The sequence below is a fragment of the Pseudonocardia sp. N23 genome, from assembly GCF_002583555.1.
Classification (GTDB): Bacteria; Actinomycetota; Actinomycetes; order Mycobacteriales; family Pseudonocardiaceae; genus Pseudonocardia.
The window spans coordinates 29,148-44,269 of the sequence record NZ_BEGX01000149.1 but is presented as its reverse complement, the minus strand read 5'-3'; the positions used below and the strand labels follow the sequence as shown (position 1 = coordinate 44,269).

At 68.1% G+C, this 15,122-nt stretch carries 15 protein-coding genes; 9 read left to right on the top strand and 6 right to left on the bottom strand.

What is annotated here, in order from left to right; genetic code table 11:
• Positions 1-9: 9 nt before the first annotated feature.
• Complete coding sequence (locus tag TOK_RS30330) at positions 10-477, bottom strand: BlaI/MecI/CopY family transcriptional regulator (protein WP_253258751.1); 468 nt, start codon at positions 475-477, stop codon at positions 10-12.
• Positions 478-654: 177 nt separating this feature from the next.
• On the opposite strand from TOK_RS30330, the gene efeU reads away from it, so the two are divergent.
• From efeU to efeB, 3 genes are all read left to right on the top strand, one after another.
• Positions 655-1,557, top strand: coding sequence for an iron uptake transporter permease EfeU (gene efeU, locus TOK_RS30325; protein ID WP_098961419.1), 903 nt, complete (start codon positions 655-657; stop codon positions 1,555-1,557).
• Positions 1,558-1,623: 66 nt separating this feature from the next.
• Positions 1,624-2,781, top strand: coding sequence for an iron uptake system protein EfeO (efeO, locus tag TOK_RS30320; protein WP_253258750.1), 1,158 nt, complete (start codon positions 1,624-1,626; stop codon positions 2,779-2,781).
• The gene (gene efeB / locus TOK_RS30315) at positions 2,778-4,055 is read left to right on the top strand and encodes an iron uptake transporter deferrochelatase/peroxidase subunit (RefSeq protein ID WP_098961418.1); all 1,278 of its coding nucleotides are present in this window, start codon (positions 2,778-2,780) and stop codon (positions 4,053-4,055) included. The genes efeO and efeB overlap by 4 nt, the downstream gene beginning before the upstream one ends.
• A 24-nt stretch (positions 4,056-4,079) precedes the next feature.
• On the opposite strand, the gene TOK_RS30310 is transcribed toward efeB, so the two are convergent.
• Genes TOK_RS30310 through TOK_RS30300 form a run of 3 tightly spaced genes read right to left on the bottom strand, consistent with a single transcriptional unit; the run spans position 4,080 to position 6,733 of the window.
• A complete protein-coding gene (locus tag TOK_RS30310) occupies positions 4,080-5,501 on the bottom strand; it encodes a HAMP domain-containing sensor histidine kinase (protein WP_098961417.1) in 1,422 nt (473 codons plus the stop codon).
• Positions 5,498-6,196 (bottom strand): response regulator transcription factor, encoded by a 699-nt coding sequence (locus TOK_RS30305; protein WP_305775574.1) that lies wholly within the window; start codon positions 6,194-6,196, stop codon positions 5,498-5,500. The genes TOK_RS30310 and TOK_RS30305 overlap by 4 nt, the downstream gene beginning before the upstream one ends.
• A 54-nt stretch (positions 6,197-6,250) precedes the next feature.
• Positions 6,251-6,733 carry a DUF1707 domain-containing protein gene (locus tag TOK_RS30300; RefSeq protein ID WP_098961415.1) on the bottom strand — a complete coding sequence of 161 codons (483 nt, stop codon included), beginning with the start codon at positions 6,731-6,733 and terminating at the stop codon, positions 6,251-6,253.
• 295 nt (positions 6,734-7,028) lie between these two features.
• On the opposite strand from TOK_RS30300, the gene TOK_RS30295 reads away from it, so the two are divergent.
• The 4 genes from TOK_RS30295 (at position 7,029) to TOK_RS35595 (ending at position 11,122) form a co-directional block, all read left to right on the top strand.
• Positions 7,029-7,967: an undecaprenyl-diphosphate phosphatase gene (locus tag TOK_RS30295; RefSeq protein WP_098961414.1), complete on the top strand. Its 939-nt coding sequence runs from the start codon at positions 7,029-7,031 to the stop codon at positions 7,965-7,967.
• 234 nt (positions 7,968-8,201) lie between these two features.
• A complete protein-coding gene (locus tag TOK_RS30290; protein ID WP_253258749.1) occupies positions 8,202-9,314 on the top strand; it encodes a glycosyltransferase in 1,113 nt (370 codons plus the stop codon).
• A 605-nt stretch (positions 9,315-9,919) separates the two neighbouring features.
• Positions 9,920-10,468, top strand: coding sequence for a hypothetical protein (locus tag TOK_RS30285; RefSeq protein WP_098961412.1), 549 nt, complete (start codon positions 9,920-9,922; stop codon positions 10,466-10,468).
• 240 nt (positions 10,469-10,708) lie between these two features.
• Positions 10,709-11,122, top strand: coding sequence for a phosphatase PAP2 family protein (locus tag TOK_RS35595; protein ID WP_098961411.1), 414 nt, complete (start codon positions 10,709-10,711; stop codon positions 11,120-11,122).
• A 1,005-nt stretch (positions 11,123-12,127) separates the two neighbouring features.
• Here TOK_RS35595 and TOK_RS30270 read toward each other — a convergent pair.
• Together TOK_RS30270 and TOK_RS30265 are read right to left on the bottom strand one after the other, a co-directional pair.
• Positions 12,128-13,213, bottom strand: a complete 1,086-nt coding sequence (locus TOK_RS30270; protein ID WP_098961434.1) for a bifunctional 2-polyprenyl-6-hydroxyphenol methylase/3-demethylubiquinol 3-O-methyltransferase UbiG — start codon at positions 13,211-13,213, stop codon at positions 12,128-12,130.
• Positions 13,214-13,323: 110 nt separating this feature from the next.
• Entirely contained in the window at positions 13,324-13,896 is a 573-nt protein-coding gene (locus TOK_RS30265; RefSeq protein ID WP_253258748.1) for a hypothetical protein, read from the bottom strand.
• Positions 13,897-14,200: 304 nt separating this feature from the next.
• On the opposite strand from TOK_RS30265, the gene TOK_RS32180 reads away from it, so the two are divergent.
• Positions 14,201-14,689 (top strand): hypothetical protein, encoded by a 489-nt coding sequence (locus TOK_RS32180; protein WP_141566626.1) that lies wholly within the window; start codon positions 14,201-14,203, stop codon positions 14,687-14,689.
• A gap of 202 nt (positions 14,690-14,891) precedes the next feature.
• The coding region (locus tag TOK_RS30260) for an S-adenosylmethionine synthetase N-terminal domain-containing protein (protein ID WP_305775573.1) at positions 14,892-15,122 on the top strand (231 nt) is incomplete at its 3' end.

Genomic DNA, 15,122 nt, shown 5'->3' with positions numbered 1-15,122 from the left:
TCGCGGGCCTCATTCGGGCGGCCCGTCGGTGTGACCCGACGACGACTTCGTGACCGGCTCCAAGCCTGGGTGTCGTTGCAGCAGTTCCCGCAGCAGCTGCTCTGAGGTCTCGTCGAGGCTACCGACGAACTGCGTCAGGACACTGGCACGGTCGTTCCCGGTGTCCAACACCTTCTGCATCTCGCGGGCGGTCAGCCACGCCTCGGCCTCAGTCCGATTCCCCACGAGCCGGTAGGCGTAGGCCCGTCCGCGCGGCTCGCGCGTCAGCACCTGTTTCTCGAACAAGCGTGTGAGGGTGGTCAGGACAGTCGTATAGGCGAGCGGACGGCCCAGCGCCGACAGGACCTCCGCAGCCGTGAGAGGGCCGTCGGCCGCGGCTATGCCGGCGACGATCTCTAGTTCGAGTGAACCCTTGGGGCGAGGGTTGCGACGCCCCACCATGTCCGCCTCCAGCTCTTGCCGACCATCGCTGGCCACCGGCGTCGCACCGACCCTACCGGTCCAACCCAGCGCCCGGCCCTCAGCGCTCTGTCGAGAACAAGGTGTGACTCGGCGTCGTCAGCGACGTCGCTCTTGCGCTCGACAGGGCGTTTAGGTAAGGCTAATCGGAGTTACTACTATCGCTCGATAGTTGCCGAGTGAGGGGGGCCTCAGGTGTTTGCCAACTACCTGATCGGTCTGCGAGAGGGGCTCGAGGCAGCTCTCGTCGTCAGCATCCTTGTTGCCTATCTCGTGAAGGTCGACCGCCGCGACCGGCTGCCGACCGTCGCAGCCGGCGTCGGCGCGGCAGTGGTCGTCAGCATCGGCTTCGGGACGCTGCTGACGTACACGTCCACCACCTTGCTCGCTGACTTCCGGAGCCAGGAGATCTTCGGTGGATCGATGTCGGTACTCGCTGTCGTCTTCGTGACATGGATGGTGTTCTGGATGCGGCGCACCGCGCGCGGCATGCGGACCGAGCTTGACGGCAGACTCTCATCAGCGCTGGACGTCGGGCTCTTTGCGGTCGGGCTCACAGCCTTCCTCGCCGTTGCCCGAGAAGGCCTCGAGACAGCGCTTTTTTTCTGGTCCGCGGTCCACGCCGCCGGCAGCACCACCGACCCCGTCATCGGATTCACCCTGGGAATCCTGACAGCCGTGCTGCTCGCGTGGCTGCTGTACCGACGCTCGGTCAGCCTGAACCTGGCGAAGTTCTTCACCTGGACCGGAGCTGGGCTGATCGTCGTCGCCGCGGGAGTATTGTCCTACGCCGTTCGCGACCTCCAGGAAGGCGGCGTGATCGGAGGCGGGAACTCACTCGCGTTCGACGTCAGCGAGCACGTGTCCGTCGGAACCTGGTACGGCGCGCTGCTTAAGGGGATCTTCAACTTCACCGCGCAGACGTCATGGGTGCAGGCCGTCGTCTGGTCGCTGTACCTCGTGGTGGTCATGACCTTCTTCTTCACCGGTGGCCGCCCGAACCCGCGCAACCGGTCGATCGATCGGGATCGACCCCCGGCCGAGAACGCCGGGACCGGTACCTCCCGCGTCGCCGCGCGCGGGAGCGATGACCGCTGAGCTCCACTCGGCCGGCGTGGTGAACATCAGACAAGGAGAGCTGTGAGAACACGATCGCCTCGCGTCGTGGCCGTCGCCGCACCCGTAATCGTGGTGCTGCTGCTGGCCGGCTGCTCCTCGCAGGACGCAGTTACCGGCCCGGCACGAGTGAGTACCGCCGACGCGCCGATCGCGGTGAAGGCGGGTGACACGACCTGCGACGTCGCGACGACCTCGCTGGCGGCCGGCCGTCACACCTTCGACGTGACCAACACTGCAGCATTGGTCACCGAGGTGTACGTCTACGCAGCTGGCGACCGGATTGTCGGTGAGGTCGAGAACGTCGGCCCCGCCACGATCCGGAGCCTGATCGTCGACCTCCCGGCGGGCGAATACCAGGTCGCCTGCAAACCCGGAATGGTGGGGAACGGCATCCGGACCGCGGTCATCGTCACCGGCGGAACCGCACCCACGCTGACCAGGGACCAGAACCTCAAGGCTGCCGTCGACTCCTACCGGTCCTACGTCGAGAGCGAGACACAGGCGCTGGTGGACACGACCTCTGCCTTCGGTGCGGCCATCAGCTCGGGCAATCTCGACGCGGCCAAGCAGGCCTACCCGACCGCCCGAATCCACTACGAGCGGATCGAGCCCATCGCAGAGTCGTTCGGCGAACTGGACCCCCTGATTGACATGCGGATCGACGACGCGACCGAAGGGACGCCTTTCGTCGGGTTTCACGCCATCGAACAGCTTCTGTTCGAGAAGAAGACCATCACCGGAGCCCAGGCCCTGGCAACGAACCTCACAGCAAACGTCGGAAAGCTCGCGGCGCTGATCAAGACCGTCGACTTCACTCCGCTGATGATGGGGAACGGCGCCAAGTCCCTGCTCGACGAGGTCGCGAAATCCAAGGTGACGGGAGAGGAGGAGCGGTACTCCCGCATCGATCTCGTCGACTTCGCCGGCAACGTAGACGGCGCCAAGCACGTCTACACCGCGCTGCGTCCCACGATCCAGGCGAAGGACCCACAGCTCGTCACCACACTAGAGCAGCGCTTCTCAGCTCTTGTCGATCTGCTGGGCACCCATGCTGCCAAGCCAGGGGCTGCGGGCCTGATCCCGGGGAGCCCGTTCGTGTCCTACGACGCCCTCACCCCCGACGACGTTAAGGCCCTCGCGGTCGAGGTCGACGCGATCTCGGAACCCCTGGGCAGGATCAGCAGCGTCGTAACAGGCGGATGACCCACCACGACGGATCTGACGACAGCGCCAGCACGATCAGTCGCCGCACACTGTTCGGGCTGGCCGGCGGAGCCGCGGTCATCGGTGCCGCGGCGGGCGGCGTCGGCGTCGCCCGCTCGCTGACAGGCCGGGAACCGGCCGTCGCCTTCTTCGGGCCTCACCAGGCCGGGATCGCGACACCAGCCCAGGACCGTCTGCACTTCGCCGTCTTCGATCTCGGTCCGGCTGTGTCACGTGCAGGCCTGACGGCCCTGCTCGTCGCGTGGACGAATGCCGCGGCGCGGATGACTGCAGGGGAGGACGTCGGCACCGGCGCCGTGACCGGGAACCCCGGCACACCGCCCGACGACACGGGGGAGGCACTGGACCTCACAGCGTCCCGCCTCACCGTCACGATCGGCTTCGGACCAACTCTGTTCACGGATTCGCGTGGGGTGGACAGATTCGGGCTCGCCGCGATGCGCCCGCCGCAGCTGTCCGACCTACCCAGCTTCCCCGGCGACGCCCTCACCGACGCGATCAGTGGAGGAGACCTGTGCATTCAGGCCTGTGCCGATGACCCCCAGGTCGCCGTGCACGCCATCCGGAATCTCGCACGTATCGCGCGCGGGACCGCGGCGGTGCGGTACTCCCAACTCGGCTTCGGCCGGACAAGCTCGACCTCGTCCCGCCAGACGACTCCGCGCAACATGATGGGCTTCAAGGATGGCACGGCGAACATCAAGGCCGAGGACGCCGCCGCGATGAACTCGGACGTCTGGGTGCAGGACGGGGACGGACCGCCGTGGATGGTCGGAGGGACCTACCTTGTGACCAGGCGCATCCGGATGCTCATCGAGCCATGGGACTCGACGTCGCTCACCGAGCAGGAGCGAGTGATCGGTCGGACGAAGGGAAGCGGTTCACCGCTTGGCCGCCCTGCGGAGTTCGACCCGATCGACCTCGAGGCGAAGGGGTCGAACGGGGAGCCCGTCGTCGATATGAAGGCGCACGTCCGCCTGGCCCACTCGACCAACAACGGTGGGGCGCTGCTGCTCCGGCGGGGGTACTCGTTCGTCGACGGCACCGATGAATTCGGCAGGCTGGACGCCGGGCTCTTCTTCATGGCTTTCCAGCGAGACCCACGGCGGCAGTTCGTGACGATCCAACGGTCGCTGGCCGGGAAGTTCAACGATGCTTTGAACGAGTACATCCAGCACGTCGGAAGCGGTCTGTTCGCCTGCCCACCCGGTGTGGCGCCGGGTCAGTTCTGGGGACAGAGCCTGTTCACGTGAGCCGACTGCCACTCCGAGCCAGGACTACGTGTGAGTTCGCTCGCTGTCCTCGTCGGAATTCCTCGACGCCGGTGAACTGAGCGCGTGGTCCGTCTCAGAATTCGTGAGGAACCGATCGGCCGGCAGGGCGAAGCCGACCACCGCGCCGCCGCCGGGGCGCGCCTGCGCGAACACGGTGCCGTCGTGCCCCAGCACGGTGTCCTGGACGATCGACAGCCCGAGTCCGGAGCCCGGCAACCCCCGGGCGCTGTCGGCCCGGTAGAAGCGGTCAAACACTCGCTCCTCGTCGTCCGCCGGGATGCCGGGTCCACGGTCGGACACCGTCACGCGGCCCTCGCGCAGGACGACCTCCACAGGATGGGCGTTGTCGTGATCGAACTTGGTCGCGTTTTCGACGAGGTTGCCGACGGCGCGTTCGAGCCCCTGCCGGCGCCCGCGGACCCAGGTGCCGTCGAGATCGACGTGGACGACACGGCCGGTCCGCCGCTCCACCCGGCCGGCGACGGTCCGGACGAGATCGGCCAGGTCGATATCTTCCTCGGGGTCGTCGCCGACGCCGGCGAGTGCCAGCGCCACCAGTTCGTTCACGAGCTCGCTGAGCTCGCGCGTCTCGCTGCGCACATCGTCGACGAGACGTTGTCGCGACCCGGGGCTGAGCTCGTCGAGCCGGTGCAGGAGCGCCGCGTTGGTACGCAGGCTGGTGAGCGGGGTGCGAAGCTCGTGGGCAGCGTCCTGGATGAGGCGCTCCTGGTCCTGACGGGCGGTGGCGAGCCGCCCGAGCATCGTGTTGAACGACTCCGACAGCCTGGCCACCTCGTCGCCACCTTCGACCGGAACTGTCCGATCGGTACCGCTGTGCAGGCTGATGTCCTCGGCGGTCGCGGCAAGCCTCTCCAGCCGGCGGGTGATCCGGCCGGCGAGCAGCCAACCGGCTGCCGCAGCGACGACGAGCACGATCGCGCCGAGTACTGCAACCTCGACAGCCATGCCGTGCAGGACGTCGTGGGTGGGTTCGACGTCCGTGGCAACCTGGAGGGCGCCGCGCCCGACCCCGAGCCCGGTGGTGAGGATCCGGTACTGGGCGTGCCCGACCTCGACCTCCGTGACGTCGGTGTCGGTGGCCGACCCGGTCGCGGCGACCGCGAGCTGCGAGGCCGACACGGGCAGCGAGGCGTCGCCACCGAGATGCGTCACGCTGCCGTCGGCAGCCAGTGTCTGAGCGACGAACACACGCTGTGCCGGACGATGACCGCGCCCGTCGGCGGAGACAGCCGCGAGGATGTCGGTCTGCCCACCGGCAACCGCAGTTGTCGCGGACCGCAGAGAGTTGTCGATCTCGCCGATGATCCGCTCGGACGCCGCGTCGTAGCTCAGGATACCGATTGCCGCGGCTACCACGGCCGCGACGACGGCGAACGCCAGCGCGAACCGCGCCCGCAGGCTCACGAGCTCCGCAGGGTGTAGCCGACTCCACGCACGGTGTGGATCAGGACCGGCGCGCCGACGGCGCCGAGCTTGCGGCGCAGGTACCCGACATAGACAGCGAGGTTTTTCGAGTCGGGTCCGAAGTCGTAGCCCCAAATGCGTTCGTACACCGTCGTGTGGTCGAGCACGATGCCCTCGTTTCGGGCGAACAGCTCCAGGAGGTCGAACTCCGTCTTCGACAGGCTCACCTCCGTCTCGGCCCACCAGACTCGACGAGCACCGGGTTCGACCCGAAGAAGTCCGGTGCGGAGCACCTGGAACTCCGCCCCGCGCGCGGTCGCGTCTGGCACAGCACGGCGCAGCAGCGCCCGCAGACGCGCCAGGAGCTCGTCGAGCTCGAAGGGCTTTGGCAGGTAGTCGTCGGCACCGGCGTCGAGACCGGCGACCCGATCAGCGGTTTCGACGCGGGCGGTCAGCATGAGGATGGGCGTGCGATCGCCGTCGGCGCGCAGAACGCGGCACACGCCCAGCCCATCGATCCCGGGCATCATGACGTCGAGCACGAGCGCGTCGAAGGTCGCCCGTCGAAGCCGGGCGAGTGCCTCGACGCCGTCGGCCAGGAGATCGACGTCGTACCCCTCGAGCTCCAGCGCGCGGCCGAGCGAGTCCCGGATCGCGCGGTCGTCGTCAACGACCAGGACCCGCTGCACCGCCACACCGTCTCCTCCGCCATCCCCGCGCATAGTCCGAACTCTCTGCTCCCGGTCGTGTCACGCCCCTTCAGGGTTTCCTCCGTCCCGTCCCTGGACGGCGTGATGGCCGTAGCCGTGGTCCGCATCCTGCCAGTCCGTGACTCCGTGCAGCACACCCGCGGCGAGGGCGAGCACCACCAGGACCGGACCGAGCAGCGCGAGCGCCGCTAGAGCCCGACGTCGCCAGGAGGCGGCATGCCGGCCGAACAGGATCGCGATTTGGAGCGCGACCTTCGTGCAGACAGCGGCCCACGCCGTGGACAGCCGACTCGAGATGGTGACCGGCTCGTCGGCCGGGAGGTCGGCGGTCAGTGCGGCCAGGTCGCCCCGGTAGCGAGCCTCGTAGACCTTCCCGAGTCGATCCTCGCCCTCGTCAATGGTGAGCCGCCCCTCTCCAACGGCGCGATGCAGCGTCTCTGACACTGCTTCGCGTTCGGCGTCGGAACACCTGACACGTGGAGCGGTCACGTGATCGCCGGTCTGGAAGTTCTCGGTGGTCATGATGTCCTTTCCTCGGTCTCGCGGCATGCGGCCCCCGTCATGGCGGAGCCCAACCGTCGGACCTGTCGCCGGGCACGACGCCACACTGCCCACCGGCGGTGAATCCCGGACGTGGTGTAGGTCGGAGCTCGGTAAGAGTGGACCTGGAACGGTGCCGCTGGAACTGTTGCGACCTCGGCCGCGGCGAAGGCAAGCGAACGGACAACGTTGCGCCAGGGTTCCGTATGCGGTGTCACGATCCATGCGACGCCAGCCGAGGTACAGGCGTGGACATCGTCGAACACAGGACCCGCGCATGAGCGGGCTCAGCTGGGCCGAGGCGCTCGTGATCGGTGCGCTGCAAGGCGTTGCCGAACTGTTCCCCGTCTCGAGCCTTGGACACAGCATCCTGCTCCCCGCCCTCGTCGGCGGATCGTGGGCGCAAGACCTCAACGTCAGCGCCCCGGAGTCGCCCTATCTCGCGTTCGTCGTCGGGTTGCACGTCGCGACCGCGATCGCCCTGATCATCTACTTCCGCAAGGACTGGCTCCGAATCCTGCGTGGCCTCGCAACGAGCGTCGCCCGGCGCGAGATCGCGACGCCCGATCAGCGACTGGCGTGGCTGCTCATCCTGGCCACGATCCCTGTGGGAATCGCGGGTCTCACCCTTGAACACCTCTTCCGGACGGTATTCAGCAAGCCTGTGCCGACTGCTGCGTTCCTTGTTATCAACGGCCTCGTCCTGCTGCTCGGGGAGCGCCTGCGCACCCGCGTGGGGACGGAAGCCCCGATCAGGATCGGAGGCGACGTTGGTGCCGCCGACGACACGGTGGTCCTGCCGGCCGTCGACCCGCTTGTGACAGACCGCAGGCTGTCACTGCTCGGCGGCCCGCGCGCAGTCGCCATCGGCAGTGCACAGATCGCGGCGCTGCTGCCGGGGATCAGCCGGTCCGGCGCAGCGATGGTGGCCGGTCTGTCACTCGGGCTCAACCGCAGCGACGCCGCGAGATTCTCGTTCCTTCTGGCGACACCGGTGATTCTCGCTGCCGGTGTTCTCAAGCTCGGCGACCTTGCCGGGCCTCTGGGTGACGGTGTGCGTCCCCAAATCCTGGTGGGAAGCCTCCTCTCCGGTGTCGGGGCGTATCTGTCGGTCCGGTTCCTCACCCGGTATTTCGAGGAGCGGTCACTGCGGCCGTTCGGCGTCTACTGCATCGCGGCCGGGGTGGCGAGCCTGCTCTGGATCAGCCTGAGGTGATAGGCCGGCCGCTCTTACCGGACTCCGAACCGGAACACGACGGCAGTTCACCGCCGGTGGTCACTCTCGGCGCAGCGCGGTCGGCGTCCCGCATGCTCCGGGCGAGCCGCAGGGCGCCGCTCGTTCCTCCACTCCCGACCGTGATTCGAGGTCCCACCCATGCCAGCATCCCTCGCAGATCGCCGCACCCGTCCGCGGCCACGGCCCCGCCGTCCACGTGTCCCGTCAGTCGCCGTGCGGTCGGCCGCACCGCACTCGCTCGGCCACGGCCGCGTGGTCGTCCTCGGAGCGACCGTCGGGCAAGGACACGAAGGCGCCGCCCGCGAGCTCGCCCGCCGCCTCGTCGAGTCAGGTATCGACGTCGAGGTCCACGACTACATCGTTGCACTCCCCACAGCTGCGCGATGGCTGCTGAAGGACATGTACGCCCCCACAGTCCAGCACGCGCCGCAGGTCTTCGACAAACTCTTCCGCGGCCTGGAGCGGCCCGGGGCCCTGCGCCGGGCCGCCGAGACGATCTGCGCGATGGCGGAGGCGGATGTCGCACGCTGGATCGGTGATGCGGACGTCGTCGTCTCGACATACCCGCTCGCGAGTCGAACATTGGGCCGGCTGCGCCGACGCGGAGAGCTCGCGGCGACCTCGATGACCTACCTGACCGACCCTGCGCCGCACAGCCTCTGGTGCGACCCGGACGTGGATCGGCACCTCACCGTCACAGGCGCGACCGCCACTGACGCCGCTCGCTACGGCGTCACTGCACAGCCGGTGGGTCCACTGTGCGCACCTACATTCCGCCTCCGGGTCGACGCCGTCGACCGCTCTTCCTTGGGCCTGCCGGGGCCCGCCCCCATAGTGCTACTCAGCGCGGGATCACTCGGCATGGGCGACGTGTCGAGCACGGTCCAGGCGATCCTGCGCCACCCACGCGCCCGCGCTCTGGTCCTCTGCGGTCGCAACGACGCCCTCCGACGCCAATGGACCGGGAACCCTCGCGTGGCGGCGCTCGGGTGGCGCGACGACGTCCCGGCCCTGATGGCGACCGCTGACGTGCTCGTCCACAACGCCGGAGGGCTCTCGCTCACCGAGGCGCTGGTCGCCGGACTCCCTGCGCTGACCTATCTGCCCATCCCCGGACACGGCCGCGCCAACGCTGCGGTCCTCGAGCGGGCCGGGATCGCCGAGTGGCCCCGCACGCCTGACGAACTCGCGATGGCCATCGAGCGCCGTGACCGTGGCTCCGTGCCGATCCCACCGCAGTGGGTGGTGGGTACCGATGCAGCAGCAGTGGTGAAGGCTGAGCTCGCCGCACGGTCGATGACCGGACTCCGCGTGAGCGGCTTCTGATGGCCGCGGACCAGCGGCGGTCGCCGCCGCCCGTCGGCGCCTCGAGCGTCACCGGGGGTCGCCCTCGCGACGGGGATCTGCATCATCGCCGTCGCGCTCAAGCAGGTCGGTGGCAACTCACAACTAGTATCACCGCCTTCACCCATCCAGGGCTCTACGTCGTCCCTAACTTGGGGATCACGGGCCATGGCTCCAGCCCACACCGTTAGGGGAGGGCGTCGGCGTGGCGTCCGTCGTGTCGGCTGTGCTCGTCGTCGATCCTTTCGTCGCTTCGTTGTTGGCTTCGTTGCCGGTCAGGTGTGGTTCGACGACACGGTGGCGACCTCCGCCTCTGTGCCGCTCCTGGCCGCGATCAGCTTCGTGTGTGTTGGTCCTCGGAATGATCGCGACGCCGTCACGCCCGGCACGAACCTCGGCGGATCCGATCTTTACCGTCGTGAGCCCGACCGATAACCCGATACTCACCCGGGGGCCAGCAGACTCGCAGACATGGTGAGGACGTGACCGCAAACGGTCCCGATGGGGCCGTGGCGCCCGTACCCGCGGGAACGGAGCCCGCCCGCCGCCGACCCGTCCTGCGGCCGGACACGAGCGTAGGACGACTCATGCTCGGTACCTCGGTGGCGGCAGCCGCCGCCGCCATCGCGCTCGTCTCCCTGTTGCTGCCCGCCGCGTCCTACCAGGCGAGCGCCGAGGTGATCCTGCTGCCAAACCCCGCCGCCGGAGCGCAGGTCGATCCAAGCGGGACGACGCTGGATCCCGGAAACGCAGCGCCTGTCGCCGTAGCCATCCTCAACGAGCAACGCTGGCTCGTCCAGGCGGCCGACGTGGCAGGGGTGCCGGCGGGTTCGCTCTCGCTGGCGGCGACGGTCGTGCCCAAGACGCCGATGATCTGGCTCTCCGCGGTCGCGACCGATCCTCGTGCTGCAGAGGTCGCGCTCAGGTCATTGATCGCGGAGGCGACTCCGACGGTCGAGCATCTCGCGGGACCCTACTCGGTCGGTGTCGTCGGGGCACCCGACGGTACCGCGGGGGCAGCCGGCATCTCGCGGCCGATCGTCCGGGCTGCCGTCGCCTCGATCACGTTCGTGGTCGTCCTGGGCGGAGTGTGGCTTTTCCTGAGTCGACGGGCGCGGGAGCGGGACGGCATGTGATGCGCCGCTGTCTGTTCGGTGCGGCTGCGCTGCTGCTCCTCGAGATCGGGCTAGCAGTTACTGTGGCGCTGTCGTGGGGTCCGCTCGTCCGTGTCGATGTCGCGGTCGTATTCGCGGCGCACCGATTCATGCTCTCGCGTCCGGGCCTCATCGGGCCGATTCGGGTAATCACCGACCTGGGGAGCCCTGTGGCCGTCGATGTCGTTTGCGGTCTGACCGCAGTGACATTCGCGATCCGCCGTGTGGCTACCACTCATCGCGCTGGCGACGGCAAGGCTCGGCGAGCTCGCTACCGAGACGCTGCTCAAGCAGGGAATCGGTAGACCCCGGCCGGCGCTCGAACCGGCTCTCACCACGGCAACCGGATTCAGCTTTCCGTCCGGCCATACTGCAGGGACCGCGGCCGTCGCCTGCGTGCTCGCCCTCTTGCTACTCGGGGTGCACCAAGTGGGAAGACGCCGGGCGGGCCTTCTCCGGTGGGGAGCGGTCGTGATCGTGACGGGGGTGATCGTCGCCACAGTGGCATGTTCCCGGGTTCTGCTGGGCGTTCACTACCCGAGCGACGTTCTCGGCGGAGCGCTCCTCGGCACCGCATGCGCCCTGCTGGCCGTTGCCGAGGCCGCTCATCGGTGGGAGGCCCGAACTGATACTTGACCCGCGGCCGCGTGGGATGCACCCCGGCCGGCCGAGCCATCACCGGGCGCAAGGAATATCGCCGCCGCGGCTCGTCCCTAGGCAGGTCACCGGCGCACCGTGACCCCAAGCCGTATCCGAGACCGGGCTGACCGATTGCGGTCTGGCGGCCCGGCGTCTCCCGAACAACCGCTGCGGACCGGCGGTCCACCATCTGGTCATGGTCGGGTCCGCTGGGACAACCCCCGTGCGGTCATGAATTCCGCCATCACGAGGTGCCGATGAGACGCCGAGGAGAGCCGGCGTCAGACGGCCCGCCGCGGGGCGAACGTGTCGGCCGCTAACTGATCAGACACCGCCCGCGCGACGGTGTCGGCTGAGTACGGCAACGGCAGACCGGTGGCTCGGGCGCCGGTTGGGGCGCGGCGCCCGAGCCGGTCGGACGATTGCTACTTCTCCCGAGGGCCTCCCTCGTGGTCCACATTGCCCGGCGGATCGGCGTGTCCGCCGGGTCCATCGACTCCGTCGGGGGCCTCCCCGGCCTGGCCGGGCGCGTCGGCTTGGTCGCCGGGTCCGCCCGGGTCACCGGGTCCACCGTTGTCGACGGCTCCGGGCGCGTCGGGGGAATCACCCGGTTCGGCGAGGTCGACCTGATTGCTCGTCGAGGGCGGCGGCACCGGGGTGGCCGCGAAGGCCACCCCGCCCCCGGCCAGGGCCATCGCGCCGACCGCGATTGGCCAGCAGTACTGACTTGACCTTCATGTTTAGGTACTCCTCTCCTCTGACGCATAGCGACCTGCGCCCCGCCAACGGGCTTGACCCAGCGGCGCCCCCAAGCCGAGCGCTTCGGAAGAAGCCCGTTGGGCGGCGGCTGGCGGCGGCATTCGCTGTACATGGCAGCGGCCGCGAAGACGCGGTAACCGCGGCCGCCATCCGTTCTGCTCTGCGCGCGAGGGGTCCACCTCACGTCGCGCCCACTTGCGTCTCAGCCCGTGGCTTCCAGGTCACCGGCGGTACGGCCGGCCGCTACCGCGATTCACTTGAGCCGTCGTGGCCGCGCAGCCGTGTCCGGAGCTTCAGCAGCGAACGGAGCACTGGCTTGCCGAGCGCTCGGGCGGTGCGCCGAGGCGGGCTCACGAATGTGAGCCATGCGCCGAGGACGCGGAGATGATGTCCGATCCCGTGGGTGGCGACTTTGCGGTAGCCCACCATTCCGTAGCCGACCGTGCCGATCGGCACGAACCCCGCTCGACGGAGGTCGTAGATCGGTCGCAGGTCGTCGTCGTACAGGTGCCATTCCGTCTCCGGAGCGGCGGCTCTGATGTCGAAATTCGCGACGAGGATCCCGTCGGGGCCCAGGGCTGCGTGCAGTTCGCGGCAGGCAGAGTACACGTCGGGGACGTGGGCGAGGGTATCGATTGCGGTGATCGCGTCGTACGCGCCTGCGGGGAGCTTCTCGGTGTGGAGGTCGATGTAGGAGATGTCGTCACCACGCCGCTTGTGGCGGAACCGTGCGAAGTCGAGGAGGGTCGATGACAGGTCCGCTGAGGTGCTGGACCAGCCGTTTCGTGCGAAGAGCTGGCTCGTCACTCCGATTCCAGATCCGAAGTCGAGGTGACGGCGACCGGGGGCGTATTGCTGAGTAAATCGCAACGCCATCACGTTCGATGGAGTGGCTCGTCCTTCGGCCTGCAGATAGGCCCACCAGGACAGGTCGAAGCTCCAGGACTGAGTGGTTCGGTAGAACTCGACGCGTCCCGCGTCGCTGTCCGAGGCGTTCGTCGAGCGCCACTCGTCAACGCTCGTCTCCTCCCATTTCAAGCAGGCCTGCCGTGCCTGCTCGGGAGTCATGTCGTAGTGCTCGGCGAGGTCGGCCAGGACGGAGTCGCGGACGGATCGAGACTCGACGCGCAACGCGTCGACGAACGAGGTCATCTCGGGACTCACGAACGCGTCGCGGCACGTGGGATCCCAATCGCTCATGTCGAGCGGGGGCAGGTCTTGGGGGTCGGTGTACTCGCCTTGTTCGGCCTGCGGAGCGGCGGTCTGCATCGCCCGCCACAGGCTCATTCGTAGCGATTTGTACAGGGAGCGGTCGGTTGCTGTGGACACGAGCAGTAACCCCAGAGATTCGGTGATGAGTGCGTGTGTGCGGAGACACCGCGAGCGCACGCGAGTTCGACCTGTCCGGATGGCCGGTCAGGTAGATGGCGAAGCCCGGGTCACATGGGTGGGGCGCGTCCTGGATTCAGGCCGACGGGGGTCCGTCGGACCAGGCCGACGACCGCGCCGGTGCTACACGCGAGTGCTGGTGGACTCGCGTGGTTACCGCTGAAGACAGCGATCGCCGGGATGGCGCGGTCGAGGAAGATGGCCCAGAGTTGGCGGGCGACGAGCGCCACGCCAGCATGCGCAACGGCGCCGACGGCGAGTAGCCCGACGGGTGGTGCGCCGTCGTGGTGGGAGCCGACGTGCGTTGCGATCTCGATCGCGATGTACACCGCAGGGGCCGTGGCGGCGAGCGCCAGCGTGGAGGACTTCGCTCGAGATCGGGTGCTGCGGCGCGCTGACGCGGGGCTGCCGAGAATGGCGAGGACGGTGGCCGAGACCACCAGCAGCGCAAGGGCTGCGATCGTCAGGGCGCCGAGCGAGTCGGCCTGCGCGGTCGCGCCCGTGTCGGTTGGCGCCTCGGTGAGCAGGGCATGGGTGATCAGGTGAGTGAGCCCCCACAGGCCGCCAGCGAGTCCGACGGAACTCAGCATGGAGCCCGCCCCTCGCCTCATGGCTGTCGTCACCCTGGACTCCTCGCGGAGGTGTTCGTATCCCGAGGGTAGGCGGAGCGGGTTTGGGTTCGCCGTCGGGGGCCCGACCTGCCAGGTTGTGTCCGGTGCAGTGGGTCGCTGTCGGCCCTGCTCGGCGGGGCTGCCCGCCTCAGCCGACCTGGGCTCCCCACGTGCCTGTGACGGCGCTCGTCGAATACCGCGAGCCGAGGTCCTACGGGCCGAGGCCGGGCGATCCGAGCCCGACCTCAGCTCACCCTCGGCTGTCTGGAACAGGGTCCGAAGACCGCGGCAGATGCACCGACCTACTCTTGAGGTCGTGGACAAGCAACGCAGCAGCGGCTGGCTTCGGCCACTGCTCGCCCTGCTGGCAGGCCTTGTGGTCGCCGGAGCTTGTTCGATCGTATTCTGTTGCGGCCTGTCCTCATCCGAAGCGGCCGGCCCGTATCGACCGACGAGCAACGATGCACACCTGCCGACTGCTCCTGTCCACGACGACATTCGTATGGTTGTTGTCAGTGAGCAGTCCGTAGGCGTGATCGCGGCGGCAACCGCTCAGCAGGCTGCAGAGGCCGGGCACGCCGTACTGACACGTGGCCAACGAGTCGATTCGTGGTGTTCGCACGGTTCTCATGGTGAAATCGCGATTCTAGTTGCCGTCCTCCTGTTATCGCTTACAGCCGTTCGGCGACTCTTCCTCGCGTTCGCGCCCGATATGGACGTGGACCTGAGAAGTCGTCGCCAGGTATCGCGTCGTTCGCTGCTCATGTCCGCAAGATTGGCGCAGCTCTGCTTGCTGCGCACATGAATTGATCCCGCCGCGACTCTGTGCAATAGCCTCCTCCTTTGTCGGGGTTTACTGAGTTGGCTCGGCATGCCGAGAAGCGGCCAGCTACGTCCATGCTTCTTGAATCAAAACGTGTGGTTGAGTTCCGGCCGGCTAAGCAAAAGAGCTTCTCGTTCCATCATGGCTGCATTTCTCGCCATACCCGACTGTGAGGAGATCGAAGATGTCCCCGTCCAGCCTGCGGTTGTTCACCAGCGAATCGGTGACCGAGGGTCACCCCGACAAGATGTGTGACGCGATCAGCGACACCGTCCTCGACTCGCTGCTCGCGCAGGACCCCCGCAGCCGCGTGGCCGTCGAGACCCTCGTGACCACCGGTCAGGTGCACGTCGCGGGCGAGGTCACCACGAGTGCCTACGCCGACATCCCGACCCTCGTGCGCGAGAAGATCCTC

What these genes read in the sequence shown, in the direction of transcription:
- TOK_RS30285 (WP_098961412.1), top strand. Translation starts at nt 9,920, where the DNA reads ATGCTCGGTACCTCGGTGGCGGCAGCCGCCGCCGCCATCGCGCTCGTC.
- TOK_RS30295 (WP_098961414.1), top strand. Translation starts at nt 7,029, where the DNA reads ATGAGCGGGCTCAGCTGGGCCGAGGCGCTCGTGATCGGTGCGCTGCAA.
- efeB (WP_098961418.1), top strand. Translation starts at nt 2,778, where the DNA reads ATGACCCACCACGACGGATCTGACGACAGCGCCAGCACGATCAGTCGC.
- TOK_RS30300 (WP_098961415.1), bottom strand. Translation starts at nt 6,733, where the DNA reads ATGACCACCGAGAACTTCCAGACCGGCGATCACGTGACCGCTCCACGT.